23 protein-coding genes, 3 tRNA genes and 1 pseudogene are annotated in these 24,983 nt (G+C 72.3%); 14 read left to right on the top strand and 13 right to left on the bottom strand.

The window, feature by feature from the left end; translation table 11 throughout:
* Positions 1 to 36: 36 nt before the first annotated feature.
* Positions 37 to 1,183: pseudogene (locus QE370_RS09925) on the bottom strand (acyl-CoA dehydrogenase family protein).
* A 120-nt stretch (positions 1,184 to 1,303) separates the two neighbouring features.
* On the opposite strand from QE370_RS09925, the gene QE370_RS09920 reads away from it, so the two are divergent.
* A complete protein-coding gene (locus QE370_RS09920; protein ID WP_309634254.1) occupies positions 1,304 to 1,882 on the top strand; it encodes a TetR/AcrR family transcriptional regulator in 579 nt (192 codons plus the stop codon).
* 73 nt (positions 1,883 to 1,955) lie between these two features.
* Here the strand turns inward: QE370_RS09920 and QE370_RS09915 are convergent, their stop codons facing one another.
* The gene (locus QE370_RS09915) at positions 1,956 to 2,489 is read right to left on the bottom strand and encodes a YceI family protein (RefSeq protein ID WP_309634253.1); all 534 of its coding nucleotides are present in this window, start codon (positions 2,487 to 2,489) and stop codon (positions 1,956 to 1,958) included.
* Positions 2,490 to 2,616: 127 nt separating this feature from the next.
* Here QE370_RS09915 and QE370_RS09910 point away from each other — a divergent pair, with 127 nt between their 5' ends.
* On the top strand, positions 2,617 to 3,108 hold the full coding sequence (locus QE370_RS09910; protein ID WP_253025687.1) for a MarR family winged helix-turn-helix transcriptional regulator: 492 nt from the start codon (positions 2,617 to 2,619) through the stop codon (positions 3,106 to 3,108).
* An 80-nt stretch (positions 3,109 to 3,188) separates the two neighbouring features.
* Here QE370_RS09910 and ettA read toward each other — a convergent pair whose 3' ends face one another.
* The 4 genes from ettA to QE370_RS09890 form a co-directional block, all read right to left on the bottom strand.
* Complete coding sequence (gene ettA / locus QE370_RS09905; protein ID WP_309634252.1) at positions 3,189 to 4,871, bottom strand: energy-dependent translational throttle protein EttA; 1,683 nt, start codon at positions 4,869 to 4,871, stop codon at positions 3,189 to 3,191.
* Positions 4,872 to 4,938: 67 nt separating this feature from the next.
* Positions 4,939 to 6,600: a GTPase gene (locus QE370_RS09900; protein WP_309634251.1), complete on the bottom strand. Its 1,662-nt coding sequence runs from the start codon at positions 6,598 to 6,600 to the stop codon at positions 4,939 to 4,941.
* On the bottom strand, positions 6,597 to 8,330 hold the full coding sequence (locus QE370_RS09895; protein ID WP_309634250.1) for a dynamin family protein: 1,734 nt from the start codon (positions 8,328 to 8,330) through the stop codon (positions 6,597 to 6,599). The genes QE370_RS09900 and QE370_RS09895 overlap by 4 nt, the downstream gene beginning before the upstream one ends.
* A 97-nt stretch (positions 8,331 to 8,427) precedes the next feature.
* Positions 8,428 to 9,636, bottom strand: coding sequence for a PrsW family intramembrane metalloprotease (locus QE370_RS09890; RefSeq protein ID WP_309634249.1), 1,209 nt, complete (start codon positions 9,634 to 9,636; stop codon positions 8,428 to 8,430).
* Between the two features lie 150 nt (positions 9,637 to 9,786).
* Here QE370_RS09890 and QE370_RS09885 point away from each other — a divergent pair.
* Positions 9,787 to 9,860 (top strand) — tRNA-Arg (locus tag QE370_RS09885).
* A gap of 53 nt (positions 9,861 to 9,913) precedes the next feature.
* Here QE370_RS09885 and QE370_RS09880 read toward each other — a convergent pair.
* Complete coding sequence (locus QE370_RS09880) at positions 9,914 to 10,864, bottom strand: aldo/keto reductase (protein ID WP_253021868.1); 951 nt, start codon at positions 10,862 to 10,864, stop codon at positions 9,914 to 9,916.
* Between the two features lie 35 nt (positions 10,865 to 10,899).
* Here QE370_RS09880 and QE370_RS09875 point away from each other — a divergent pair, with 35 nt between their 5' ends.
* Positions 10,900 to 11,292: a CrcB family protein gene (locus QE370_RS09875; protein WP_309634248.1), complete on the top strand. Its 393-nt coding sequence runs from the start codon at positions 10,900 to 10,902 to the stop codon at positions 11,290 to 11,292.
* Positions 11,289 to 11,648, top strand: coding sequence for a CrcB family protein (locus tag QE370_RS09870; RefSeq protein ID WP_309634247.1), 360 nt, complete (start codon positions 11,289 to 11,291; stop codon positions 11,646 to 11,648). Before QE370_RS09875 ends, QE370_RS09870 begins: the two co-directional genes overlap by 4 nt.
* Before the next feature lie 51 nt (positions 11,649 to 11,699).
* Here QE370_RS09870 and QE370_RS09865 read toward each other — a convergent pair whose 3' ends face one another.
* Positions 11,700 to 12,497 carry a thioredoxin domain-containing protein gene (locus tag QE370_RS09865; protein ID WP_309634246.1) on the bottom strand — a complete coding sequence of 266 codons (798 nt, stop codon included), beginning with the start codon at positions 12,495 to 12,497 and terminating at the stop codon, positions 11,700 to 11,702.
* A gap of 150 nt (positions 12,498 to 12,647) precedes the next feature.
* Between QE370_RS09865 and orn the strand changes: the two genes are divergently transcribed.
* The 3 genes from orn to QE370_RS09850 all read left to right on the top strand — a co-directional run bounded on the left by orn (position 12,648) and on the right by QE370_RS09850 (position 13,942).
* Complete coding sequence (gene orn, locus QE370_RS09860) at positions 12,648 to 13,280, top strand: oligoribonuclease (protein ID WP_253021876.1); 633 nt, start codon at positions 12,648 to 12,650, stop codon at positions 13,278 to 13,280.
* A 72-nt stretch (positions 13,281 to 13,352) separates the two neighbouring features.
* Positions 13,353 to 13,428: transfer RNA gene (locus tag QE370_RS09855), tRNA-His, on the top strand.
* Between the two features lie 310 nt (positions 13,429 to 13,738).
* Positions 13,739 to 13,942 (top strand): cold-shock protein, encoded by a 204-nt coding sequence (locus QE370_RS09850; RefSeq protein WP_253021878.1) that lies wholly within the window; start codon positions 13,739 to 13,741, stop codon positions 13,940 to 13,942.
* A 625-nt stretch (positions 13,943 to 14,567) separates the two neighbouring features.
* Here QE370_RS09850 and QE370_RS09845 read toward each other — a convergent pair.
* Together QE370_RS09845 and QE370_RS09840 are read right to left on the bottom strand one after the other, a co-directional pair.
* Positions 14,568 to 15,341: a DUF4097 family beta strand repeat-containing protein gene (locus tag QE370_RS09845; RefSeq protein WP_309634245.1), complete on the bottom strand. Its 774-nt coding sequence runs from the start codon at positions 15,339 to 15,341 to the stop codon at positions 14,568 to 14,570.
* Complete coding sequence (locus tag QE370_RS09840; RefSeq protein WP_253021882.1) at positions 15,341 to 17,077, bottom strand: glycerol-3-phosphate dehydrogenase/oxidase; 1,737 nt, start codon at positions 17,075 to 17,077, stop codon at positions 15,341 to 15,343. The genes QE370_RS09845 and QE370_RS09840 overlap by 1 nt, the downstream gene beginning before the upstream one ends.
* Before the next feature lie 125 nt (positions 17,078 to 17,202).
* Here QE370_RS09840 and QE370_RS09835 point away from each other — a divergent pair, with 125 nt between their 5' ends.
* The 6 genes from QE370_RS09835 (at position 17,203) to QE370_RS09810 (ending at position 21,527) form a co-directional block, all read left to right on the top strand.
* Positions 17,203 to 17,748, top strand: coding sequence for a hypothetical protein (locus tag QE370_RS09835; RefSeq protein WP_253021884.1), 546 nt, complete (start codon positions 17,203 to 17,205; stop codon positions 17,746 to 17,748).
* 46 nt (positions 17,749 to 17,794) lie between these two features.
* Positions 17,795 to 19,456 carry an NAD(P)/FAD-dependent oxidoreductase gene (locus QE370_RS09830; protein ID WP_309634244.1) on the top strand — a complete coding sequence of 554 codons (1,662 nt, stop codon included), beginning with the start codon at positions 17,795 to 17,797 and terminating at the stop codon, positions 19,454 to 19,456.
* 49 nt (positions 19,457 to 19,505) lie between these two features.
* Positions 19,506 to 19,581: transfer RNA gene (locus QE370_RS09825), tRNA-Lys, on the top strand.
* 441 nt (positions 19,582 to 20,022) lie between these two features.
* Positions 20,023 to 20,304: a zf-TFIIB domain-containing protein gene (locus tag QE370_RS09820; RefSeq protein WP_253021888.1), complete on the top strand. Its 282-nt coding sequence runs from the start codon at positions 20,023 to 20,025 to the stop codon at positions 20,302 to 20,304.
* Between the two features lie 57 nt (positions 20,305 to 20,361).
* On the top strand, positions 20,362 to 21,213 hold the full coding sequence (locus QE370_RS09815; RefSeq protein ID WP_309634243.1) for an NAD-dependent epimerase/dehydratase family protein: 852 nt from the start codon (positions 20,362 to 20,364) through the stop codon (positions 21,211 to 21,213).
* Between the two features lie 14 nt (positions 21,214 to 21,227).
* Complete coding sequence (locus tag QE370_RS09810) at positions 21,228 to 21,527, top strand: DUF503 domain-containing protein (RefSeq protein WP_067861323.1); 300 nt, start codon at positions 21,228 to 21,230, stop codon at positions 21,525 to 21,527.
* A 4-nt stretch (positions 21,528 to 21,531) separates the two neighbouring features.
* Here QE370_RS09810 and QE370_RS09805 read toward each other — a convergent pair whose 3' ends face one another.
* The 3 genes from QE370_RS09805 to QE370_RS09795 are packed head-to-tail and all read right to left on the bottom strand — an operon-like array spanning position 21,532 to position 24,979.
* On the bottom strand, positions 21,532 to 21,702 hold the full coding sequence (locus tag QE370_RS09805; protein ID WP_253021892.1) for a hypothetical protein: 171 nt from the start codon (positions 21,700 to 21,702) through the stop codon (positions 21,532 to 21,534).
* 59 nt (positions 21,703 to 21,761) lie between these two features.
* Complete coding sequence (locus QE370_RS09800; protein WP_309634242.1) at positions 21,762 to 22,442, bottom strand: response regulator; 681 nt, start codon at positions 22,440 to 22,442, stop codon at positions 21,762 to 21,764.
* Entirely contained in the window at positions 22,439 to 24,979 is a 2,541-nt protein-coding gene (locus QE370_RS09795) for an ATP-binding protein (protein WP_309634241.1), read from the bottom strand. Before QE370_RS09795 ends, QE370_RS09800 begins: the two co-directional genes overlap by 4 nt.
* Between the last annotated feature and the right edge of the window lie 4 nt (positions 24,980 to 24,983).

Genomic DNA, 24,983 nt, shown 5'->3' with positions numbered 1-24,983 from the left:
CGGGGTGTCGGGCGCTGGACGGCGGGGGAACAGCGCTCAGAGGCCGAGGTCGCGGCCGATGAGCTCCTTCATGATCTCGTTGGAGCCGGCCCAGATGCGGGTCACGCGGGCGTCGCGCCAGGCGCGGGCCACGCGGTACTCGTTCATGAAGCCGTAGCCGCCGTGGATCTGGACCGCAGTGGTCGAGCACCTGGTTCTGGACGTCGGAGGTGTACCACTTGGCCTTGGCGGCGTCGACGGCGCTGAACTTCTTCTCGGCGTGGGCGGCGACGGCGTTGTCGAGGTAGGCCTCGGCGACCTCGATCTTGGTGACGAGCTCGGCGATGAGGAACTTGTTCCACTGGAAGTTGCCGATGGCCTGGCCGAACGCCTTGCGGTCCTTGGCGTACTGGATGGTCTCGACGAGGATCTGCTTGGCGTGGGCGATGTTGGAGATCGCACAGCTCAGCCGCTCCTGCGGGAGCTTCTGCATCATGTGGATGAAGCCGCGGTCGAGCTCGCCGATGATGCGGTCGTCGCCGACGCGGACGTTCTCGAAGAACAGCTCGGCGGTGTCGGACTCGGTCTGGCCGACCTTGTCGAGCTTGCGGCCGCGACTGAAGCCCTCGTCGCCGGCCTCGATGGCGAAGAGGGTGATGCCCTTGGCGCCCTTCTCCGGCGAGGTGCGGACGGCGGTGACCACCAGGTCGGCGCTGTAGCCGTTGGTGATGAAGGTCTTGGAGCCGTTGATGACCCACTCGTCGCCGTCGCGGACGGCGGTGGTCTTCAGCGCGGCGAGGTCGGAGCCGCCGCCGGGCTCGGTCATGCCGATGGCCAGCAGGCACTCGCCCGACGCGATCTTCGGCAGCCAGCGCTCCTTCTGCTCCTGCGTGCCGAGCTCGACGATGTAGGGCGCGGTGATGTCGGAGTGGATGCCGACGCAGGAGGCGAGGGCGGCGCTGACCTTGCTGAGCTCCTCGGCCCAGACGGCGTTGAAGCGGAAGTCCTCGGCCCCGGCGCCGCCGAACTCCTCGGGGATCTCCAGGCCGAGGAGGCCGAGCTCGCCGGCGGCGAGCCAGAAGTCGCGCGGGAGCGCCTTGTCCTCGATGTACTGCTCGATGTGCGGGGCGACCTTCTTGGCCAGGAACGTCGCGCAGGTGTCGCGGAAGTCCTCGTGGTCGGCGGTGTAGACGGTGCGGTCCATCGGGTCCCTCGTGCTCTGGTGTGTCTCGTGCTCGGACGTGAAGTGACGCGCCAGTAGGTAAGCGCTTGCTTAGCGTGCCCGGCATGGGCCATGCTGTCAACCGACGAAAGGGACGATGTCATGACCGCCACAGCGCGCGAGCGGCTCCTCGAGGCCGCCGTGGAGGCGTTCGCCGAGAAGGGCTTCACGGCGACGACGACCCGCGACATCGCGGCGCGCGCCGGCATGAGCCCGGCAGCGGTCTACGTCCACCACGACACCAAGGAGTCGCTGCTCTTCACGGTCAGCATCGACGGGCACCGCTCGGCCCTGCAGGTCGTGGAGTCCGCCGACGACCCGGCCGCCGCTCCCCCGGAGCGCCTGAGGCGCTTCGTGCACGACTTCAGCGCCTGGCACGCGTCGCACAGCCGCGTCGGCCGCATCGTGCAGTACGAGTTCGACGCGCTGACCCCGGAGCACCGCTCCGAGGTCGCCGCACTGCGTCGCGCCATCGAGCGCGTCATGCAGCGGGTGCTCGAGGCGGGCGTGACGTCGGGCGACTTCGCCGTCGACGACGTGGTCGGCACCACCCGGGCGATCCTGTCGCTCAGCATCGACCTCGTGCGCTGGTTCTCCCCCACCGGCCCGCAGACGCCCGAGGACGTCGCCGAGCTGCACGCCCGGCTCGCGCTGCGGATGGTCCTGGCCCACGACGACTGACGGCGCCCACCCGCGAGGGGTGGACGCCGTCTGAGGTGCTGCCGCAGTCGTGCTGCGCAGCGGTGCTGGGGGCTCAGGCCTCGAGCACGGCCTCCGCGTTGATCGTGATGGTGATCTTGTCGCCGATCATGACCTTGTCACCCTCGAGCGGGATGTTGAAGTCGATGCCGAACTCCTTGCGGCTGATCTCGCCGGTGGCCTCGACGCCGACGCGCGTGCCGCCCCACGGGTCCTTGCCCTCGCCGAGGAAGTCGACGTCGAGCTGGAGGGGCTTGGTGACGCCCTTGATCGTGAGGTCGCCGTTGACGACGAAGGACTCGTCGGACTTCTGGACGACGCCGGTGCTGGTGAAGGTCATCTTCGGGTGCGTCTCGGTGTCGAAGAAGTCGCTCGAGCGCAGGTGGTTGTCGCGGTCGGCGGTGCCGGTGTTGATCGAGGACAGGTCGACCTCGACGTTGACCGTGGAGTCGCTGATCGGGTCGGCGCTGACGATCGAGCCCTCGAAGGTCTCGAACGTGCCGCGGACCTTGCTCATGATGTGACGCACGGCGAAGCCGATCTCGGTGTGCGTGGGGTCGAGGTTCCAGGTGCCGGTGGTGATGCTCATGGGGTGTCTCCTGAAGTCGGGGCGCAGCTCGTGGTTGAGCCGTCAACGAGAGAGACGCTACCATGTAGTTGAAGCCTCAATCAACACCCTCTCCTGGACTGCCTCGCCACGAACCTAGGATGTGCCCATGACCAGCGCCCCCATCGACGAGAACTCGGACACGACGCCGTGGCTCGACACCGAGCAGCAGCGGTGGTGGCGCTCCTACCTCGGCGGGTCGACCGTGCTCCTCGACCAGCTCGACCGCGACCTGCGCGCGGCGCACGACCTCTCCATGGCCGAGTACGAGATCCTCGTCCGCCTGTCCGAGGCGCAGGACCGCTCGATCCGCATGGCCGAGCTCGCGGCCGCCGTCTCGCACTCGCGCAGCCGCATCACCCACACCATCGCCCGACTCGAGCGTGACGGCATCGTGCGCCGCGCCGCGAGCTGCACCGACGGACGCGGGGTGAGCGCCGTGCTCACCGACCACGGCCACGACGTGCTGGCCCAGGCCGCCCACACCCACGTGCGCGGCGTCCACGACTACCTCGTCGCACGCTGCAGCCGCGAGGACCTCGCCGCCGTCGGGCGGGTCCTGGAGGCCGTCCGCACCGGCCTCGAGGGTCGCGGCTTCTGACGGGGAGCCCCCGCCCCGACACACCATCGCCCCTTCCTGGACCAGGAAGGGGCGATGGTTCTCTGCATCGTGCGACGTGCTCAGTCGCGGGTGAGGCGACGGTGGGTGACGCGGTGCGGACGAGCCGCCTCCTCGCCGAGGCGCTCGATCTTGTTCTCCTCGTAGGAGGCGAAGTTGCCCTCGAACCAGAACCAGCGACCCGGCTCGTCCTCGGTGCCCTCCCACGCGAGGATGTGCGTGGCGATGCGGTCGAGGAACCAGCGGTCGTGCGACGTGACCACGGCGCAGCCCGGGAAGTCGAGCAGCGCGTCCTCGAGCGAGGACAGGGTCTCGACGTCGAGGTCGTTGGTGGGCTCGTCGAGCAGCAGCAGGTTGCCGCCCTGCTTGAGCGTCAGCGCGAGGTTGAGGCGGTTGCGCTCACCGCCGGACAGCACGCCGGCCTTCTTCTGCTGGTCGGCGCCCTTGAAGCCGAACGAGGCCACGTACGCGCGGCTGTTCATCTCGAAGTTCGCGACCTTGATGAAGTCGAGCCCGTCCGAGACGACCTCCCAGACGTTCTTGTCCGCGGCGATGCTGCCCCGGCTCTGGTCGGCGTAGGAGATCTTGACCGTCTGGCCGACCTCGAGGATCCCTGCGTCGGGCTCCTCGTTGCCGGTGATCATGCGGAAGAGGGTGGTCTTGCCGACGCCGTTCGGGCCCACGACGCCGACGATGCCGGCGCGCGGCAGCGAGAAGCTGATGTCGTCCCACAGGGTGCGGCCCTCGAAGCCCTTGCTGAGGCTCTTCGCGTCGAGCACGACGTCGCCGAGGCGCGGGCCGGCGGGGATGTTGATCTCGCTCGTGTCGATCTTGCGGGCGCGCTCGGCCTCGGCCGCGAGCTCCTCGTAACGGGCCAGACGCGCCTTGCTCTTCGCCTGACGGCCCTTGGCGTTGGAGCGGACCCAGTCGAGCTCCTTCTCGAGCATCTTGGCGCGCTTGGCGTCCTTCGCGCCCTCGATCTTGAGGCGCTCCTTCTTCGTCTCCAGGTAGGTGGAGTAGTTGCCCTCGTAGCCGTGGATGCGGCCGCGGTCGACCTCGGCGATCCACTCGGCGACGTTGTCGAGGAAGTAGCGGTCGTGGGTGACGGCCAGGACGGCGCCCGGGTAGGTCTTGAGGTGACCCTCGAGCCACTGCACCGACTCGGCGTCGAGGTGGTTGGTGGGCTCGTCGAGGAGCAGGAGGTCGGGCTGCTGGAGCAGGAGCTTGCACAGCGCCACGCGGCGGCGCTCACCACCGGAGAGGTGGTCGACGAGCTCGTCCGGCGGCGGACAGCGCAGCGCGTCCATGGCCTGGTCGAGGCGGGAGTCGAGGTCCCACGCGTTGACGCTGTCGAGGAACGTCTGCAGGTCGCCGGTCTCGGCCATGAGGGCGTCGTAGTCGGCGTCGGGCTCGCCCATCTCGGCGTACGCCTCCTCGAGGCGCTTCATCTTGTCCTTGACCTCCGAAACCGCCTCCTCGACGTTCTCCAGGACGGTCTTGCCCTCGGTGAGGGGCGGCTCCTGCTGGAGCATGCCGACGGTGGCCTCGGGGTCACGGACGATGTCGCCGTTGTTCGGCTGGTCGAGGCCGGCCATGAGCTTGAGGAGCGAGGACTTGCCCATGCCGTTCGGCCCCACGACGCCGATCTTGGCGCCGTGCAGGAACGAGAGGGTCACGTCGTCGAGGACGACCTTGTCGCCGTGGGCCTTGCGGACGTTGCGCAGGGAGAGAACGTAGTCAGCCATAGGGCACCCAGCCTACCGACGGCGGCCGACGTGCCGCGCCTCGCGGTGGTCCGCGGCGTCGGTGGGCTCAGCCCAGGGCGCGCAGGATGCCCGAGCGGTAGCGCTCGTAGCGGTCGAGCTCGGCCTGCAGCGGCGCGACGACCTTCTGCTCGGACACCTCGGCGACGGCGCGACGCAGCGTCGCGTCGGCCTGCTGCGCCCGCCGCCGCGCGCTCGCCCGCACCGCCGCGCGGGACAACGCGGCCAGCACCACGCCACCGACCAGCCCCCCGAGGAGGAGCAGCAGCGGCAGCGACGTGCCCGCCACGACCGGCGCGTCACCCACCTGCCAGCCCACGAGGCCGCTCAGCAGCTCGACGGCTCCCCAGCCGACGCCGACGACGAGCGCCGCGAACGCGAGCCACTGCAGCACGTCGACGGCACGCCACCAGAAGGGCGTGCGGGACAGGCCGAGGTCGATGCGGTCGACCGTCTCGTCGAGCTCGCGCACCACGTCGGCGCTGGTGCTGACCGACGCCTCGCGCACGGCGTCGCGCCAGGGTCGCTCGAGGCCGACGGCCGCCTTCTCGGAGATCTCGCGCACGGCCGACTCCGCCTGCGCCCGCTGGACGTGCCCGACGGACGGCCGCACGGCACGCGAGAGCGACGCGAGGGAGCCGTCGGGGTCGATGCCGAGCTCGCGGAGCGGGTCCTTGCGCAGGCGACCGACCCAGCGCAGCGGCGGCCAGCCGGTGTGCCGGCGCGCGGTGCGCAGCGTCGAGGCCTCGACGGCCTCGACGAGCTGCGGCGCACCGACGCTGTCGAGCAGGGCGAGGTCGAGCGCCTGGCGGTCGATGTCGGTGATGCCCGGGATGTCGCTGCGGCCGCCGACGGTGACGATGCCCGCTGCCGACGCCGCGATGTCCTGCGCCAGGCGCTCCTTGGCGGAGGCCTTCGCGCGGATGCGCCGCGCGAGCTCGCGCTTGAGGTCGTCGACCCCGTCGCCGCGGTGCGCGGAGACGCCGAGGACCGGCACGCCCGGCAGACCCTCGCGGTCGAGGATGGCGCGCACGTCGCCCAGCGCCCGCTCCCGCTCGGAGAAGTGGATGCGGTCGATCTGGTTGAGCACCACGAGCGTGACGTCGCGGTAGGCCGCCATCGGCCGGATGTAGCGGTCGTGGATGGCGGCGTCGGCGTACTTCTGCGGGTCGAGGACCCAGATGAGGAGGTCGGCGTACTGGACGAGCCGGTCCATCTCGAGGTGGTGCGAGACCTCGGTGGAGTCGTGGTCGGGCAGGTCGAGCAGGACGAGCCCGTCGAGCTTCGTGTCGGCCGACGAGCGGTCGAGCATGCTCATGCGCGACACCTGGTGGCGCGCGGGGATGCCCATCCACTCGAGCAGCTCCTGGGCGCCGTCGGGTCCCCACGAGCACGCGAGGGCCCACGACGTGGTCGGACGGCGCACGCCGACACCGGCGAGCTCGAGGTCGGTCAGGCAGTTGAAGAGCGAGGACTTGCCCGAGCCCGTGGCGCCCGCCAGCGCCACGATCGTGTGCTCGCCGGAGAGCCGCAGCCGCTCCGAGGCCCGCTCGGCAAGTGCTGCGGCAGGGTCCAACAGGCTGTCGTCGAGGCGCCCGCGGGCGGCCTCGACCGCCTCGCCGAGGCCGTCGAGGCGGGCGGCGACGTCGTTGCGCTCGCCGCCGAACAGCGCCGAGGTCGCGCGCGCGACGGGTCCGGGGCGCTCGCTCATGAGGCGGTCTCTCCGTCCAGGAAGTCGATGTGTCGTGCGTACTCGGCCCGGCGCGCGGCGTCGCGCAGCCGGGACTGGGAGGCCTCGATCACGGCCGGGTCGCTGACGAGGTCGAGGTAGCGCCGGCTCTCCGCCGTCGCGAGCGCCTCGACCGCGGTGACGAGCGACGTGTGGGCGCGCTCGGCGAGCCGGCGGACCGCCTGGTCGCCGAAGATCGCCTCGAGCAGCTTCTGCGCGACGACCGCGGTGCCGCCGGCGACGCCGACCTCGGCGCCGGTGAGACCCGCGGAGCCGCTGACGAACACCAGCACCATCAGCGCGACGCCGATGCCGTTGACGCCGAAGGCGAGGAACTTGGCCGTGAGGCGCTTGTCGGAGCCCTCGGCGCGGACGAGCTCGAGCACCTCGGCCTGCCAGTCGCGAACGAGCCGCTCGGCCTTGACGCGGACGTCGCGCGACGCGCGGTCGAGGCCGCGCTCGGAGGCGATCAGCGCCCGACCGGCGCCGACCGAGGACCAGGAGCGGTACACCGCCTCCGCGGCAGCCTCGAGCTGCTCCACCAGCAGGGTCTGCAGCCCGGACTCCACCGCCTCGCTGACCTCCGCGGAGCGGGTGCGCTTGCCGGTGACCTGGTCGACGAGCCGGTCGCGGATGCGGCTCACGCGCTCCTCGACCGAGCGCAGCAGCTCGCCGTTGCCGACGAACTCCTGCCAGCGGGTCAGCACCTCGCCGCGCATGACCGTGCCGTCGGCGGTGGCCCGACGCAGCAGGTCGACCGCCTCGGCGTAGGTGCGGGTGGCGTCGTCGTGCAGCTGACGTGCGGCCGCGAGCTGCTCGTCGAGCCCGTCGGCGACGACGTGCGAGCGCAGCACGTTGTGGCGCACGGCGCCGTCGAGCGTGCCGAAGACGACGGCCGAGCGACCCTCGGGGTCGGCCGCGAGGTCGCGCAGCCAGCCGCGGATCGGCTCGACGGCCTCGCGCGGCAGCAGACCGTCCTCGCCGACCGGCGACTCCGGCACCGTGAAGAGCGGGGAGTCCGACAGCCCGCGCGACGTCATCATGCGCGCGAGGTGGCCTCGCACCTCCACGACCGCGTCGGCGTGCGTGCGGTCGAGGACCACGGCCACCGACGTGCTGCGCTCCGCGGCGCGTCCGAGGTAGTCCCACGGCACCTGGTCGGCGTAGCGCGCGGCCGAGGTGACGAAGAGCCAGAGGTCGGCGGCCGCGAGCAGCTGCGTCGCCAGCTCGCGGTTGGCTGCGTCGATCGAGTCGATGTCGGGCGCGTCGAGGATCGCCAGGCCGCGCGGGACACCCGTAGAGGGCGCCAGGCGCAGGGCGTAGACGTCGTTCGTGACCGCCTTGGTGCGGGGCAGCTCGGGCAGGATGCGGTCGGGCTGGAACCACTCCGCGTCGTCGGGGTGGTGCACCAGCACCGGCGAGCGCGTGGTCGGGCGCAGCACGCCGGACTGGGTGACCTGCTCCCCCACGAGCGAGTTGACCAGCGTCGACTTGCCCGCGCCGGTGGACCCGCCCACGACCGTGAGCAGCGGAGCCTCGAGCTGCACGAGCCGCGGGATGACGTAGTCGGACAGCTGGTCGACCATCTCGGCGCGGGTGGAGCGCACCTCGTCGACACCCGGGACCTCGAGCGCGAGGGGGGCCGCCGTGACGTCGGTGAGGAGCTTGCTCAGCGCTCCCAGCAGCTCGGCCGAGGCGTGTTCGCTGGGCACCGGTGCTCCTCCCGTCTCGACGTGTCGTTGCGGCTGTTCCGCGGGGTCAAGGGACACGGTAGTGGACTCTGCGTGACCACGGTGCGTCCGCGTCGCGTCACCGTCGGTGCGCGACGGGCAGGGGCGGCGGGAAGCGGAGCGCGGGTCGCAGCTCGTACATCGCGTCGAGCAGCGCGTAGGTGCGTTCGACGCCGTGCGGCTTCGTCTGGCCGCGCATGATCGCGTCGTGCAGGAAGGCCATCTCCGTGGCGAGGCGCTGGTAGCGGCGCACGATCCGTCCGGCCACCCGGCCGTGGTGACGGCGGGCGTGCCGGCGTGCCTGCTTGCGGTAGCCGAAGCGCGAGAGGTACGGGATCTCCGCGGGATGGATCCAGCCGCGCTCGGCGACGTAGGACAACGAGTGCTCGAGGGTCCGGACCTGGCGCGAGCGCGCCACGATGGCCACGACGGCGAGCGTGACGAACAGGACGAACAGCGCGAAGTAGGTGAGCGCGAAGCCCACGCCACCGAAGTACGACGCGGACCCGTTCCAGAGCCCGTGCAGGACCATGCTGATCGCGAGGCCGAGCGTGCCCACCAGCACCTTCAGGACCTTCGAGCGGATGCCGACGGCCAGCCCCAGCGCGATGCCGAACGCCGACAGGAAGAGCGGGTGCGCGAACGGGCTGGCGATCCCGCGGACGACGAACGTCCCGGCCGCGCCCTCGGCGCCGGCGATCGGCACGTCGGGCCCGCCGGCGTAGCTGAGGGCGTAGTAGCCGATGTTCTCGACGAACGCGAAGCCCAGCCCCACGAGGCCGGCCACGATCAGGCCGTCCAGGAAACCGTCGATGATGCGACGCCAGCGCAGGAACGTCAGCAGCAGGAACAGCCCCTTGGCAGGCTCCTCGCTCGCAGGGGCGACGAACGTCGCCAGCTCCTTCTGCGTCAGGTCGGTCGTCTCCCCCAGCAGCACCTGCACGGCGAGCGCGATGCCGACCGCGCCGACACCACCCCACACGAACGCGGCCACCTTGTAGCGACGTGGCTCCGGCTCGTAGCGGTCGAGCCACCAGTACACGAACCACAGCACCGGCAGCGGCACCAGTGCGTAGATGATCGCCAGGCGCGCGCCCTCGAGCGCCTCCGCGCCGGCAGCGACCACCACGATCTCGACCAGGCCCAGCGCCACGCCGATCCCGGTGAGCACGATCAGCACGGTGCGTCCCCGCTGCCGCGGACGCTCGACGTAGCGGGGCATCCGTCGGGGGATCGTCCCGCGGCCCGCCACCTCCGGCGCGGCCTCCTGCGCGTGTGGCTGGCTCACCCCCCGGAGCCTAGGGGAACGCGGTGCCCCGCGCCCCACGGCACGCGACGACCGCCCCCACATGTGGGACGTCATCGCCCTTCTCGGCACCGCGGACGGGCCATGAGGTTCCGATCCGGGGCCGGTCGGGTGCGACTAGGGTGGGGGCGGGCCCCCGTAGCTCAGATGGATAGAGCAGAAGCCTTCTAATCTTCGGGTCGCAGGTTCGATTCCTGCCGGGGGCGCTCACATCCGAGATTCCTTCCGGGGCCCTCAGATCGAGGAGCAGAACCCCTCCTCAGGTCGGGGCGTCGAGGGCGGCGAGCTCGTCAGGGGCGAGGTCCACGTCGGCGACACGCAGGGCCGACTCGAGCTGCTCCACCGAGCTGACGCCGAGGATCGGCCGCACCTCGGGCCGCGACGCCATCAGCCAGGCCAGCACGACCACCGACCGCGGCACGCCGTGCGCCTGCGCGACGTCGTCCAGCACCGCCAGACGTCGCTCCGTGCCCGGGTGGCGGTAGGCCTGCGGGAACGGGCGGTCAGGACGGTCGTAGGAGCCCTGCACGAGCGGAGAGTAGGCCCACAGCTCGAGGTCGGGGTGCTCGCTGACGTAGTCGACGGTCTCGTCGGTGACGAAGCCGAACCGGTGGTCCTTGCCCTCCACCGCCGCGCCGGGCCGCGGGTGCACGTACGACGTCGTGAGCTGCAGGGCGGTCCACGCCTCGAGCCCGCGCGCCTCGGCGAGCGCCCGGCCACGCTCGACCCGCCAGGTCGGGTGGTTGGAGACGCCCAGCCGTCGCACCGCGCCGTCGGCGACGAGAGAACCGAACGCCTCCACCGTCTCCTCCAGCGGCGTCCCCCGGTCCTCCCCGTGCGCCCAGTACAGGTCGATCACGTCGACGCCGAGGCGACGCAGGCTCGCCTCGCAGCCGGCTCGCACGACCTCGGCCGAGAGGCCCTCGACGGGATGGCCGTCCGCGCGGGGCTCGTCGAGGGGCTCGACGCCGACCTTCGTGGCCAGCTCGACCCGCTCGCGACGCGACGGCTCCGCCGCCAGCCAGCGGCCGATGAGGCGCTCGCTCGCTCCCCCGTGCCCGCTCGGGTCGACCCAGAAGGCGTAGCAGTTGGCGGTGTCGAGGGTCCGTCCGCCGGCGGCGAGGAACCGGTCGAGCAGCGCCCGCGACGTCGCCTCGTCCGTCCGGGTGCCGAGGTACATGGTGCCGAGCACGAGCCGTGAGACGTCCATGCGACGAACCTATCCGCGGGTCGTAGAGTCCGACCATGGCGACGACCTGGCCGCGTCCGGACGCGGTGGCGCTCGTGGCCGCCGGCGGCGCGGTCGGCACGCTGGCCCGCTACGGCGTGGCAGTGTCCGTCGACCCGGTCGACGGGCTGCCCGTCGGCATCCTCGGCGTCAACCTCCTCGGCGCGTTCCTGCTCGGCGTCCTGACCGCCACCGTCGCGTCGTCGCGTGCCCGCCTGCTGCTCGGCACCGGTCTCATGGGCGGCTTCACGACCTACAGCGCCTTCGCCCTCGACACCCAGGGCCTGCTCGCCGACGCACGACCCGCCGACGCCCTCGTCTACCTCCTCGCGACCGTCGCGGGTGGCTTCGCCGCCTCGGTCGGCGGGCTCGCCGTCGGCCGCGCCCTGCGGACCCGGGGTGCGGGATGAACGGTGTGCTGCTGGCGGGTGCGGTGGCGGTCGCGGGCGGGGGAGGCTCGGTGCTGCGGCTGCTCGTCGACACCTGGGTGGGTCAGCGCTCCTCCGGGCGGTTCCCGTGGGGCATCGTCGCCGTGAACGTCACCGGGTCGTTCCTCATCGGGCTGGCCGTCGGACTGCTCGACGACGGCGTCGCCCTGACGGTCGTGGCCACCGGGTTCCTCGGCGGCTACACGACGTTCAGCACCGCGAGCCTCGACTCCGCCCGCCTCGCGCTCCGCGGCCGGGGCGGCAGGGCCGTCGCCCACGCGGCGGGCACCGCCGTCGTGTGCGTCGCGGCGGCGTGGCTGGGCCTGCTGCTGACGTGACACGGCCCCCGCACCGAGGGTGCGGGGGCCGTGTGCGGGGAGGAGCCGGGGTCAGGCCTTGGCCTCCTCGACCGCCTTCTGGATCGTGGCGGGGCTGAAGTCGTCGAGCTTCTTGCCGTCCACGAAGACCGTCGGCGTGCCGCTGATCTCGCGGTCGCTGTCCTGCGCGACCTCCTTGGCCTTGACGACCCACGGGACGAACTTCTCGGACTTCACGCACGAGTCGATGCCCGCGCCGGTGATGCCGAGGCTCTTGAGGTCCTCCACGAGCTTCGCGTTCTCGGGTCCGGCCGTGCCCTCCTGCGGCTGGTTGGCGTACAGGAAGTCGTGGACCTTGACGTAGTCGTCGACGCCGCCGGCGTCGAGGGCGCAGAGCGCCGCGTTGGTGGCGCGCTTGGAGTAGTCGTTGGTGCTGCCGCCGTTCTCGTCGAGGAAGGAGAACGGCTTGTAGGTGAGCGCGATCTCGCCCGCCGCCACCTGCTGCTTCAGCATGGGGCCGGCGACCTGCTCGAACTGCTGGCACACGGGGCACTGGAAGTCCTCGTACACCTCGACGCTGACCGGCTTCGCGTCGCCGGACGCGGCGTCACCGTCGGAGGACCCGCCGTCGGCGGCCTCGGCGTCGGCCTGGTCGTACAGGATGCCGTAGTCCTTCGTGTTCTTCGGCGCGACGAGGTCGGTGCTCTTGGCGTTCTTGTCGGCCGTCGACTTCACGGCGTAGCCGCCGACGCCGACGAGGGCGATGACGACGGCGACGATCGCGATCGTGATGACGTTGCGCTGGCGCTTGTCGGCCTTCTCGCGCTCCTTGCGCATCTGCTCGGCTCGCTGCTTGCGGTCGTTGCTCACGTGGTCTGGCTCCTGTGCGGCGTCTGGGACATGACGGGAGGCATGCGCCCGTCGTTCGAGGGGCACAACGAAGACCGCGCCCCGTCGGTTCCCTGGAAGGCTACCCGGGCTGGGCGGCTGGGGCTGTCACGGTGGCCTAGGGTCGGTCGCGTGAACGACAGACTGGTGTGGATCGACTGCGAGATGACCGGGCTCTCCCTCGAGACCGACGCGTTGGTGGAGGTGGCGGCGCTCGTCACCGACTACGAGCTCAACGTGCTGGGCCAGGGCGTCGACCTCGTGATCAAGCCTCCGGCGCAGGCGCTGGAGCAGATGAACGAGGTGGTGACGCGCATGCACACCGCCTCCGGGCTCATCACCGAGCTCGAGGCCGGTACGACGCTGCGCGAGGCCGAGGAGCAGGTGCTCGCCTACGTCCGCGAGCACGTGAAGGAGCCGCGCAAGGCGCCGCTCGCGGGCAACACGGTCGGCACCGACCGGACGTTCCTCGCGCGCGACATGAAGGAGCTGGAGGGCTTCCTGCACTACCGCGTCATCGACGTGTCGTCGATCAAGGAGCTCGCCCGCCAGTGGTTCCCCCGTGCCTACTTCGCGGCTCCCGCGAAGGCCGGGCACCACCGCGCGCTGGCCGACATCGCCGAGAGCATCGACGAGCTGCGCTACTACCGCCGCGCCGTGTTCGTGGGCGATCCCGGCCCTGAGACGGAGGCGGCCCGTGCGATCGCCGCCGAGGTCGCGGCCAGCTCGACGCTCGGCCGGCTGGAGGTCTCCACGGAGTCGTGACGGGGCACCGGCGGGGCTGCGTGCGACGTGGGCTATGATCGTCCGCGTCGTGACGGCCTGCCGCCACGCATGGTGGGCGTAGCTCAGTTGGTAGAGCACCGGCTTGTGGTGCCGGTGGCCGCGGGTTCAAGTCCCGTCGTCCACCCCATGTGACCGAGGCGCGAGCCGCCCGAGGTGTCCACCTCGGCGCGGCTCGCGCCTCGTCCGCGTCAGGGGCGGCGCGACGGCCGCTCCCCGCCCCTTCCGCACCCCCTCGCAGCGATCGACCCGACCCGCCTGGCACGGGGTGCGTCCTCCTCGTCCGGACGTGTAGGGTGGGTGTCAGTTGTAGGCGTTAGTTGTGCCAGAAAGATCGAGCGCGCCGGGTCCCCCCGGTCGCTCCAGCTTCTCCCGGTTGATGCGCGTCGCGACACCCGTCGCATGCGACACGCGCATGCGCACCACCGAAGGAGAGACACATGGCTACCGGAACTGTGAAGTGGTTCAACGCTGACAAGGGCTTCGGCTTCATCGCCCCCGACCAGGGCGGCGAGGACGTCTTCGCCCACTTCAGCGCCATCCAGGCGAGCGGCTACCGCTCGCTCGAGGAGAACCAGAAGGTCGAGTTCGACGTCGAGCAGGGCCAGAAGGGCCTGCAGGCGGCCAACATCCGCCCGATCTGATCTCAGCTCGTCACCCTGACGAGTCACACGACGCCCCCACCGCATGCGGTGGGGGCGTCGTCGCGTTCGGGGGCGGTTCTCGCTCGACCTGCGGCTGCGTCGGTGTGGCTTGTCGCTCGGGTGGGGCTGCGTCGGCGCGGCTTCGACTCGTCCTGCGATCCGCAAGGGCCTCGACCGGGCGGCTGGGACCGGCGGCGGCTCGGGTTCTCGGGCTGTGGCTCGCATAGGAGGCAAGAATCTGCGTTTGCGCGTGCCATCGGTGGATCTGCAACCGCAGGAGCGCTTGTGCGGTTGCAGATCCACCGCCGAGCGGGCCAGACGTGGCAACGATGCTTCCTTCTCGTGGACCGTTCCACGAGAAGGAAGAAGCACTGCCCACCCCACCCCAAAGTGCACCCAAGATTCTTCATTCGCGCGCCTGAGGTCGAACACGTCTGCGTTGGTGACGGGATCCCGTGGCAAACGCAGAAGCCTCGGAGTCTCACGCACGAACGCCGATCCTTGCGCCCCCAGCAGGAGCCGCAGCCCGAGATCCCAGACCAGCGCCGAGGCAGCGCACCAGCACGACGAGACCCCCGCGGGCAGCGCACCAGCAGGTCGGACGAGGAGCTGAGCCCGCAGCCCCCTACGACCCGTCGAGCTCGACCTCGACGTCACCGGACTGCGTCCTGACCCGCACGACGCGGGCGTCCTGCGCGTCGGTGGCGGGGATGGTGTCGTCGACCTCGCCGGACTCGCTGCGCGCGTCGACGGCGTAGGGCGTGCGGGCCTGTGGGAGGCCCAGGTCGACGTCGCCGCTGCCGGTGGCGGCCTTGACGGCGAAGGGTGCGCGGTCGAACGTCGCCTCGACGTCGCCCGACCCGGTGCGGACGGTGAGGTCCTGCGTACGCAGGCCCTCGGCCTCCACGTCGCCCGAGCCGGTCCGCACGGCCACCGCGCCCTGGAGGCCCGAGAGGTCGACGTCGCCGGCCCCGGTGAGGAGAACGACGGCCGTGCCCTCGGGGACGGTGATGGTCACGTCGACGCCGCAGCCGGGGCTCAGGAGCGGACGGCACGCGGCCTCGAGCCGGGTCGCCCCGCCCACGCGCTCGACCTCGAAGTGGGTGTCGAACAGCCCGCTCCTGACGCGGGCGACGTAGCGAGGGACCGTGACGTCGCCCTGGACGATCCGCACGTCGCTCGGCCCGGCCTGCAGTCTCAGGAGCCCGGAGCCCTCCAGGTCGAGCTCGCCGGTCTCCGTGCGGGTGTCGCCGAAGAGGTGCGACGCGAGGGCGAACCCGCCGAGGACGAGGACGGCGAGCACGGCCGTGATGAGCACGGGACGCAGCGTCCGCACGAGCGGCGAGGGTCCCGGGTCGTCATCCAGGTCGTCGAGGGCGCCCGGCGGCGGGTCGTGCATCACGGCGTGTCGGCGGTGGCGACCGGCACGACGTCGGGAGCTCCCATGCGGGCGGCGTCGGCGGTCTCGTCGTCGGGCATGGTCTGCGACTCGCGCTCGGCGGCGACCCGCTTGAGGTAGTGCTCGACCTCGACGTCGCGCTGCTCGCCCGTCCACCCCAGCGCGTCGCCCATGAGGTCGGCGACCTCGCGGGCCACCTCGGTGCCGCGGTCGAAGGTCTCGATGGAGATCCGGGTGCGGCGGGCGATGACGTCGTCGAGGTGACGCGCGCCCTCGTGGGTCGTGCCGTAGACGACCTCGGCGCGCAAGTAGTCGTCGGCGCCACCGAGCGGCTCGCCGAGCGAGGGATCGGTCGTGACGAGGTCGAGCACCTCGACGACGAGGGACCCGTAGCGTCGCAGCAGGTGCTCGATGCGGGCGACGGAGAGTCCGCTGTCGGCGGCCAGGCGGTGCCGCTGGTTCCAGAGCGCCTCGAAGCCGTCGGCACCGAGCAGCGGCACGTCCTCGGTGCACGACGCCGGGACGACGCGGTCGAGCTGGCGGGTCATGCTGTGGACGGCCGCGTCGACGGCGTCCTTGGCCATCACGCGGTAGGTCGTGTACTTGCCGCCGGCGATGACCACGAGGCCCTTGACGCTGGTGGAGACGGCGTGCTCGCGCGAGAGCTTGCTGGTGGCCTCGTCCTCGCCCGCCAGGAGCGGTCGCAGCCCGGCGTAGACGCCCTCGACGTCGGCGTGGGTCAGCGGCTCGACGAGCACCCGGTTGACGTGCTCGAGCAGGTAGTCGATGTCGTCACGGCTGGCCGCCGGGTGGTCCTTCGAGAGGTCCCAGTCGGTGTCGGTGGTGCCGATGATCCAGTGCCGTCCCCACGGGATCACGAACAGGACGGACTTCTCCGTGCGCAGGATGAGCCCTCCCTCGCCCCGGATGCGGTCGCGCGGCACGACGAGGTGGATGCCCTTGGAGGCGCGCACGTGGAACTGGCCGCGCTCGGCGGCCATCCCCTGCGTCTCGTCGGTCCAGACGCCGGTGGCGTTCAGCACCACGGACGCCCGGACGTCGAGCTCGCGACCGGACTCGAGGTCCTTGAGGCGGGCACCGACCACGCGGCCGCCCTCGCGGAGCAGGTCCACGACGCGGGTCCGGCTGGCGACGTGCGCGCCGTAGGCGGCGGACGTGCGGGCGAGGAACATCGTGTGACGGGCGTCGTCGACCTGGGCGTCGTAGTAGCGCAGCGCGCCGACGAGCGCGTCCTTGCGCAGACCGGGGAAGATCTTGCGCGCCCCGCGGCGGGTGTGGTGGCGGTGCAGCGGGACGCCCTTGCCGTAGCCGGACGCCTTGCTCATCGCGTCGTAGAGCGCGACGCCGGACCCGGCGTAGAAGCGCTCCCACCCGCGGTGCTGCAGCGGGTAGAGGAACGCCACCTCCTGCACGAGGTGGGGGGCGAGCTTCTGCAGGTTCAGTCCCCGCTCCTTCAACGCCTCGGCGACGAGCCGGAAGTCGAGCATCTCCAGGTAGCGCAGGCCACCGTGCATCAGCTTGCTGGACCGGCTCGACGTGCCCGACGCGAAGTCGCGGGCCTCGACCAGACCGACCGAGAGACCACGCGTGGCGGCGTCCAGGGCGGCGCCGGCGCCGACCACACCTCCCCCGATCACCAGGACGTCGAGCGGGGCGGCCTCCATCGCGTCGAGGGCGGCCTGGCGGGCGTGGGGCGAGAGAGGGACGGGGCGCATGCCTCCAGTCAAACAGAGACCCCTCCACGGTGCGCCCTGGGAGGTGCTGCGCCAGTGCGCGCGGCCTAACCCGGCGCCGCCTCCCTCGTTGTGCAGCCGTGGAGGCGATACGACGGCACCCCTTCGTGGCGGTGGGGATCCTGGCAGGGCTGGCGCTGCTGGCCGCCCTGCTCGTGCCGATGGGCGGGTCCGGCGCGAGCGGTCGCGACGCTGCAGCCGCCGACGACCAGGGCGTCGAGCGTCCTGGGCTGAGCCGTGCCACGCCGTCGCCGTCGATGTCGGCCGCGGCCTCCGACCCCGAGGAGGAACCCGCGGGGCTCGCTCCCCGCTCGGTGACCGGGTTGCAGGAGCCTGCCGGGCTCCCCGGCAGTGGCGGCACCTTCAGCGTCCGCGCCCGGCGCATCACCCTGAGTGCGACGTCGAGCGAGCCGATCGGCGTCGTCGGCTACCTCGTGCCGACCAGCCGCGACCGACCCAGCGGCACGGCCACCGGCGTCGGGACGTCGTGGTCGATGAGCACGCTCGTGTACGGCCGGCCCGACTACGCGCAGATGTTCATGCAGGCCGGCCCGAGCGGCGCGACGATCACGTGCACGATCACGGTCGACGGCAGGGTCACGGAGCGGCGCTCGTCGGCCGGGCCGTACGGGCAGCTGTTCTGCCAGGGCTGACACCGACCCTGCGCGGGCACGGCTCCCGTTCTGCCAGAGTGGCGCCATGACGAGCAGGTGGTTCACGCAGCCCGAGGGTTCGGGCTGGTACGCGGCGCCCTCGAGCGAGGTCAGGGAGTCGCGGGAGGAGACGGCCGACGTCGTGGTGCTCGGCGGAGGCCACAACGCGCTCGTCGCCGCCACCTACCTGGCCCGGGCGGGCCTCGACGTCGTGCTGCTCGAGCGGCTCGACCACGTCGGTGGCGCGGCCGTCAGCGCCCGGACGTTCCCCGAGCACGACGCGCGGCTCTCGCGCTACTCCTACCTCGTCAGCCTCATGCCCGAGGCCCTCGTGAAGGAGCTCGGGCTCGACCTGGAGCTGCGCTCGCGCGCCACCGCCTCCTACACGCCCTACGAGCGCGACGGCGAGCCGCGCGGGCTGCTCGTCGAGACCGACGAGGGCGACCCCACGCGGGCGTCCTTCCGTGCCCTCACCGGCGACGACGACGCGTTCGAGGCCTGGCAGGCGTTCTACGGCGAGGTCGGCGGACTGGCCGCTGCCGTCGCGCCCACGCTGCTGCAGCCGCTCCCCCGGGCCGGCGACCTCGGGCCCGCCACCGGCCAGCCCGTCTGGACGGACGTGGTCGAGCGACCCCTGGGCGAGGCGCTGGAGCGTCGCTTCGCCGACGACGTCGTGCGTGGCGTGGTCGGCACCGACGGGCTCATCGGCACCTTCGCGTCGCTGCACGACCCGTCCCTGGTGCAGAACCGCTGCTTCCTGTACCACCTCGTGGGCAACGGGACGGGCGAGTGGCGGGTGCCGGTCGGCGGGATGGGCGCGGTGACCGGCGAGCTGGAGCGCGTGGCGCGGGAGGCGGGGGTCCGCGTCCTCACGGGGGTCACGGTGACCCGCGTCAAGCAGCTCGACGAGCGCGCGGCGTGCGACTGCGGCGACCCTGGCGAGGAGGCCGGTGTCGTCATCGACGCCGTCGACGGCGACGGCGACCTGCACGCCAGCGCCGCCTACGCGCTCAGCGGCATCGCGCCGCACGCCCTCGACGCGCTGCTGTGGCCCGGCGACCAGGCCGGCGTGCCCCGGCCGTCCGGCTCCCAGCTCAAGATCAACCTGCTCGTCTCGCGCCTGCCCCGGCTCCGGTCGGGCGACGACCCGGCGGTCGCGTTCGCCGGCACGTTCCACGTCGACGAGGCCATGAGCCAGGTCGAGGCCCTGCACGCCGCGGCCGAGCGTGGGGAGCAGCCGTTCGCGTCCGGCGAGCTGTACTGCCACACGCTCACCGACCGGTCGATCCTCGGACCCGAGCTGGCGGCGACCGACGCCCAGACCCTCACCTGGTTCGGCCTGCACACCCCCTACGAGAACCTGCTCGACGAGGGGGCCGCCGAGCGCGAGTACCGGCGGTTCCTCACCGCGATCGACGCGCACCTCGCCGAGCCCCTGGAGCCGCTCGTGATCGGCGTGGAGGTCAAGACGCCCGCCGACGTCGAGCAGGCCCTCGCCATGCCCGGCGGACACATCTTCCACGGCGACCTCGCGTGGCCCTGGCTCGAGGACGACGAGCCCGCCGAGACCCCCGCGCAGCGGTGGGGCGTCGCGACTGCCCACGACCGGATCCTGCTGTGCGGCAGCGGCGCCCGACGCGGCGGCGCCGTGAGCGGCATCGCCGGCCACAACGCCGCCCACGCTCTCCTCGAGCTGCTCGGCCACTGACCCCGATTTCGGCTCCCGGACCCCTGCTGGTAATGTTCTCTGAGCGCGAGCACCCCTAGCTCAATTGGCAGAGCAGCTGACTCTTAATCAGCGGGTTCACGGTTCGAGTCCGTGGGGGTGTACCAGACAGGAAGCAGACAGAAGGCCTCGACCACCACGGTCGGGGCCTTCTCCACGTCCAGCAGGACCGAACGCCCCCCAGCCCCCAGAGCCCCAAGACCCCCTCGACACACCAGCCGACTCCTCATCAGCGGGTTCACGGTTCGAGTCCGTGGGGGTGTACCAGACAGGAAGCAGACAGAAGGCCTCGACCACCACGGTCGGGGCCTTCTCCACGTCCAGCAGGACCGAACGCCCCCCAGCCCCCAGAGCCCCAAGACCCCCTCGACACACCAGCCGACTCCTCATCAGCGGGTCCACGGTTCGAGTCCGCGGGGGTGTACCAGACAGCAGACAGAAGGCCTCGACCACCACGGTCGGGGCCTTCTTCGCGTCCTGCGGGACCGGCCGCGAGCCAGGGGAACCGACGCGACGCGCGGCACGTTGTCGACGCAGGAGGTCCCACCATGAAGTGTCCCACCGACGGTTCCACCCTGACCATGAGCGAGCGCGCCGGCGTCGAGATCGACTACTGCCCCGAGTGCCGGGGCGTCTGGCTCGACCGCGGCGAGCTCGACAAGATCCTCGACCGCGCCACGGCCGACGCCCCCGCAGCCCCCGCGCCGCGCGACGAGCGTCGCCCCGACCGCGACCGCGACGACCGGTACCGCCCCGACGACCGGTACCGCGACGACCGCTACCGCAAGCCGAAGAAGAAGGAGCACTGGCTCATGGAGATCCTGGGCTGACCGTCCACGGAGCGGACACGCCGGAACACCCCGCGGAGCGTCACGGTTGACGACCCCATGAAGATCCTGCTCACCGGGGGAACCGGGTTCGTGGGTGCAGCCGTGCTGCGCCGCCTCGTCGACGACGGCCACGCCGTCACCGCCGTCGTCCGGAGCGAGAGCTCCGGGGAGACCGTCGCCGCCGCGGGCGCCACGCCGCTCCGGGGCGACCTGTTCGACAGCGCCTGGCTGGCGGCCCAGCTGCGCGAGCACGACGCCGGCGTGCACACCGCCGCCCCGGGCGACGCGACGTCCGCGACCATGGACGACGCCGTCGTCGGCGCCGCGGTCGAGGCGTTCGGCGGCACCGACAAGCCGTTCGTGCACACCGGAGGGGTCTGGACCTACGGCTCCGGCGCCGACCTCGACGAGGAGACGCCGTACGACGCGCCCGCCATCACCGCCTGGCGCCAGGCGCGCGAGGACCGGCTGCTCGACTCCTCGGTCCGGGCCACCGTCGTGCAGCCCGGCATCGTGCACGCTCCGGGCCAGGGCATCCCCCAGCAGCTCGTGGCTGCGCCCCGCACCGGTGAGGGCGCACTCGAGTTGATCGGCTCGGGCGAGCAGCACTGGACCACGATCCACGTCGACGACCTGGCCGACCTCTATGCGCTGGTCGTCGCGAGCGGCTCCGGCCACGGACGCCTGCTCGGCGTCAGCGGTCACTCCCCCAGCGTCCGCGACCTCGGGCTCGCGCTCGCCGACGCCGTCGCGGGCACCTCGGTCGAGACCGTGCACGAGCGGCTCGGCGAGGCCTTCGGCGACGCGCTGCTGCTCGACCAGCAGGCGAGCGGCGCCAAGGCGCGCTCGCTGGGCTGGCAGCCGACGCGGCCGACGCTCCTCGAGGAGCTGCGGGCCGCCCGCGCCTGAGCGCCGTGGCAGCCATGTGGGTCGGGTGGCTCGAGGCCGAGCTGCTCCTCGGCGACGTGCACACACTGAAGCAGAAGCGCGCGGTCGTGCGACCCGTCGTGGCCGAGCTGCGACGGGCGCTCGACGTGTCGGTGGCCGAGGTCGGGCACACCGACCTCTACCGACGCACGGTCGTGGGCGTGGCCCTGACGTCGGGCGACCACGCCCACGCCGACGCGCTGCTCGACCGTGCCGAACGGCTCCTCGCCTCACGGCCCGACGTCGACCTGCTGTCGGTGCGGCGTCGGCTCGTGCGCAGCGACGACCTCGACTGAGACGTCACCCGACGACGACACGCGCCGTCACGGCCACCGCCCCGACCACGGTCGTCACGCCGGCCGCCAGCCACGCGCCGCCGAACCGCTCCAGGCTCTCCTGCAGCGTGTGCGGAGGTCGCGGCTCGTCGGCGGGTGCGGCGGGGACGGGACGGTGGTCGGGTGCGGTGGTCATGCTCAGAGCCTGCGCCCGGGACACGTCAAGGATCCAGGAGGCGCCGCGTCAGGATCGCGTCAGGACAGGTCGGACAGCAGCCGGTAGCCGAGGCCAGGGTCGGTGATCAGCATGCGCGGGTGCGCGGGGTCGTCCTCGAGCTTGCGACGCAGCTGCGCGAGGTAGACCCGAAGGTAGTGCGTCTCCCGCTCGTAGGTCGGCCCCCACACCTCCGTCAGGAGAGTCGTCTGGCGCACGAGGCGTCCCTCCGCCCGCGCCAGGACCTCGACGATCTTCCACTCCGTCGGCGTGAGGTGCACCGGCTCGCCGGCCCGGGTGGCCCGCCGGTCCTCGACGTCGAGGACCAGGTCGCCCACCGTCACGACGGGAGCCCGCGAGGGCGCAGCGCGGCGCAGCGCCGCCCGGACGCGCGCCAGGAGCTCCTCCATGCCGAACGGCTTCGTCACGTAGTCGTCGGCCCCGAGGTCGAGTGCCTCCACCTTGTCGTCGGACTCGTGACGCGCCGACAGGACGACCACGGGCACCTGCGAGGTCTCGCGGATCCTGCGCAGCACCTCCGTGCCGTCGAGGTCGGGCAGGCCCAGGTCGAGCAGGACGACGTCCGGCACCCGCTCGGTGAGCGACTGCAGCGCGGACCGGCCGTCCGCCACCGTCTCGACCTCGTAGCCCCGCGCGCGCATCGCGATGCCCAAGGTCCGCAGGATCGCCGCGTCGTCGTCGACCGCCAGCACCACCGTCATGCGTCGTCACCTCCCGTCGTCAGCGTCATGGAGCCCTCCCGGGGCAGCTCGACCACGAGCGTGAGCCCGCCGCCTGGGGTGTCCTCGGCGGTGAGACGTCCACCCATCGCCTCCGTGAGACCGCGGGCGACGGCAAGACCCAGCCCGACACCGGCGCCGCGCGGGACGTCGCCGAGACGCTGGAACGGCTCGAACATCTGCGCCCGGCGGTGCTCCGGCACACCGGGTCCTCCGTCGACCACGCGCACCACGACGTGCTCGCGCGTGGCGGTCGCGTCGACCCGCACCGTCGAGCCCGCAGCGTGCTTGTGGGCGTTCTCGACGACGTTGGCGAGCACCCGCTCGAGCAGCGCGGTGTCGGCGCGCGCCTCCGGGAGGTCGTCGGGCACCTCGAGCACCGTGGGCGTCCCTGCGGCGGCCCGCTGGGCCACCGACAGCACGTCGACGGCCTCGGAGCGGGCCACGACGGCCCCGGTCTGCAGCCGGCTCATGTCGAGCAGGTCGACCACGAGCGCGTCGAGCCGGTCGGCGCCGTCCTCGATGGTCTCGAGCAGGTCGGCACGGTCCTGGTCGGACCAGTCGACGCCCGGGTCGCGCAGGCTGCTCACCGCCGCCTTGACCGCCGCCAGCGGCGTGCGCAGGTCGTGGGACACGGCGGCGAGGAGGGCGGTGCGCGTGCGCGCGGTCTCGGCCAGCACCCGTCGCTCGGCCTTGAGCGCCACGGCCGCGCGACGCTCCACCAGCACCGTCGCGTGGGCGACGACGGCGGCCAGCAACGACTCCTCCACGGCGTCGCCCGCCGACCCCCACAGCACGAGCACGTGCTCGTCGCCCACCGGCACCGTCCGCTCCGGACCGGACGTCACGCCGTGCTCCCCCAGCACGCGGCCGTCGGTCGTGCACAGCTGGGCGCCGTCGACGCCGAACAGCTCGACGGTGGTGCGCAGGAGGCGGCGCAGGTCGTTCCCCGCGTGCACGAGCTGGTGCGCGAGCACGCTCAGGCTGTCGGCCTCCGCCCGGGCCCTGCCGGCGAGACCGGCGAGCCGGGCCGCCCGGTCGACGACGAGCGCGACCGACATGCCGACCACGACGAAGAGGACGACCGCCACCGCGTTCTCGCCCGTGGCGATGCGCAGCGTCTGCACGGGCGGGGTGAAGAAGTAGTTCAGCACGCCGCCGCTGACGAACGCCGCCACGACGGCCGGTCGCAGACCACCCACGAGGGCGGTGCCGATGACCAGGACCATGAACAGCATGGCCTCGGTGGGCAGCCCGTGGAGGTCACGCGTGGCGAGCAGCAGGCCTGCCAGCACGAACGGGCCGAGCAGCGCCACGGCGAAGCCTGCCCACGTCCGGCGTCGGCCGAGCGCCGAATCCTCGCGCACCCGGGCCTGGCGCCGACGGGCCTCGTCGTGCGTGACGATGTGCACGTCGATGTCGCCGGACTCGGACACGATCGTCTCGCCGATGCCCGGGCGCAGCAGCGTCGACAGCCGCCCGCGCCGGCTGGCCCCGATGAGCACCTGGGTCGCGTTGCGGGCCCGCGCGAAGTCGAGGATGGCGCCTGCGGCGTCGTCGCCGACCACCGTGTGGAAGCCGCCGCCCAGCTCCTGCGCCGTCGTGCGCAGCTCCTCGAGCCGGTCCGGGCCGGTCTGGCGCAGGCCGTCGCCGCGCGACACGTAGAGCGCCGTCCAGGGCGCCCCGCCGTCGCCCGACGGACCCGACCCGCGCGACGCGATCCGCGCCGCTCGGCGCATCAGCGGCTCCGACTCCGGACCACCCGTGACGCCCACGACGATCCGCTCGCGCGTCGCCCACGTGGCCTCGATCTCGTGGCGCGCCCGGTAGCGCTCGAGGCCCTCGTCGACCCGCTCGGCGAGCCAGAGCAGGGCCAGCTCGCGCAGCGCGGCGAGGTTGCCCTCGCGGAAGAACTGCGACAGCGCCGCGTCAACGCGCTCGGCCGGGTAGACGTTCCCGTGGGCCAGGCGGCGGCGCAGCGCCGACGGGCTCATGTCGACCAGCTCGATCGCCTCCGCCGAGCGCACGAACGCATCAGGCACGGTCTCGCGCTGGCGGACGCCGGTGATCGCCTCGGTGACGTCGTTGAGCGACTCGAGGTGCTGCACGTTCACGGTCGTGACGACGTCGATGCCCGCTGCGAGCAGCTGGTCGACGTCCTGCCAACGCTTCACGTGCCCCGACCCCGGCGCGTTGGTGTGCGCCAGCTCGTCGACGAGGCACACCTGAGGCGCCCGGGCCAGCACCGCGTCGACGTCGAGCTCGGTCAGGGTCGTCGCACCGTGGACGACGGTGCGCCGGGGCACCACCTCGAGCCCGCCGATCCGCTCCTGCGTCAACGCCCTGCCGTGCGTCTCGACGATCCCGACGACGACGTCGGTGCCGCGCGCCGCCCGCCGACACCCCTCGTCGAGCATCCTGTAGGTCTTGCCGACGCCGGGTGCGGCGCCGAGGTAGACCCGCAGGCACCCGCGCCCGTGCTCGGGCGTGGCGTCGCCCCGCGTCTGGACCGTCTGCACAGCC

This window comes from Aeromicrobium sp. SORGH_AS_0981 (genome assembly GCF_031453195.1).
In the GTDB taxonomy this organism is placed as follows: domain Bacteria; phylum Actinomycetota; class Actinomycetes; order Propionibacteriales; family Nocardioidaceae; genus Aeromicrobium.
This window is presented reverse-complemented; position numbering and strand designations above follow the sequence as displayed.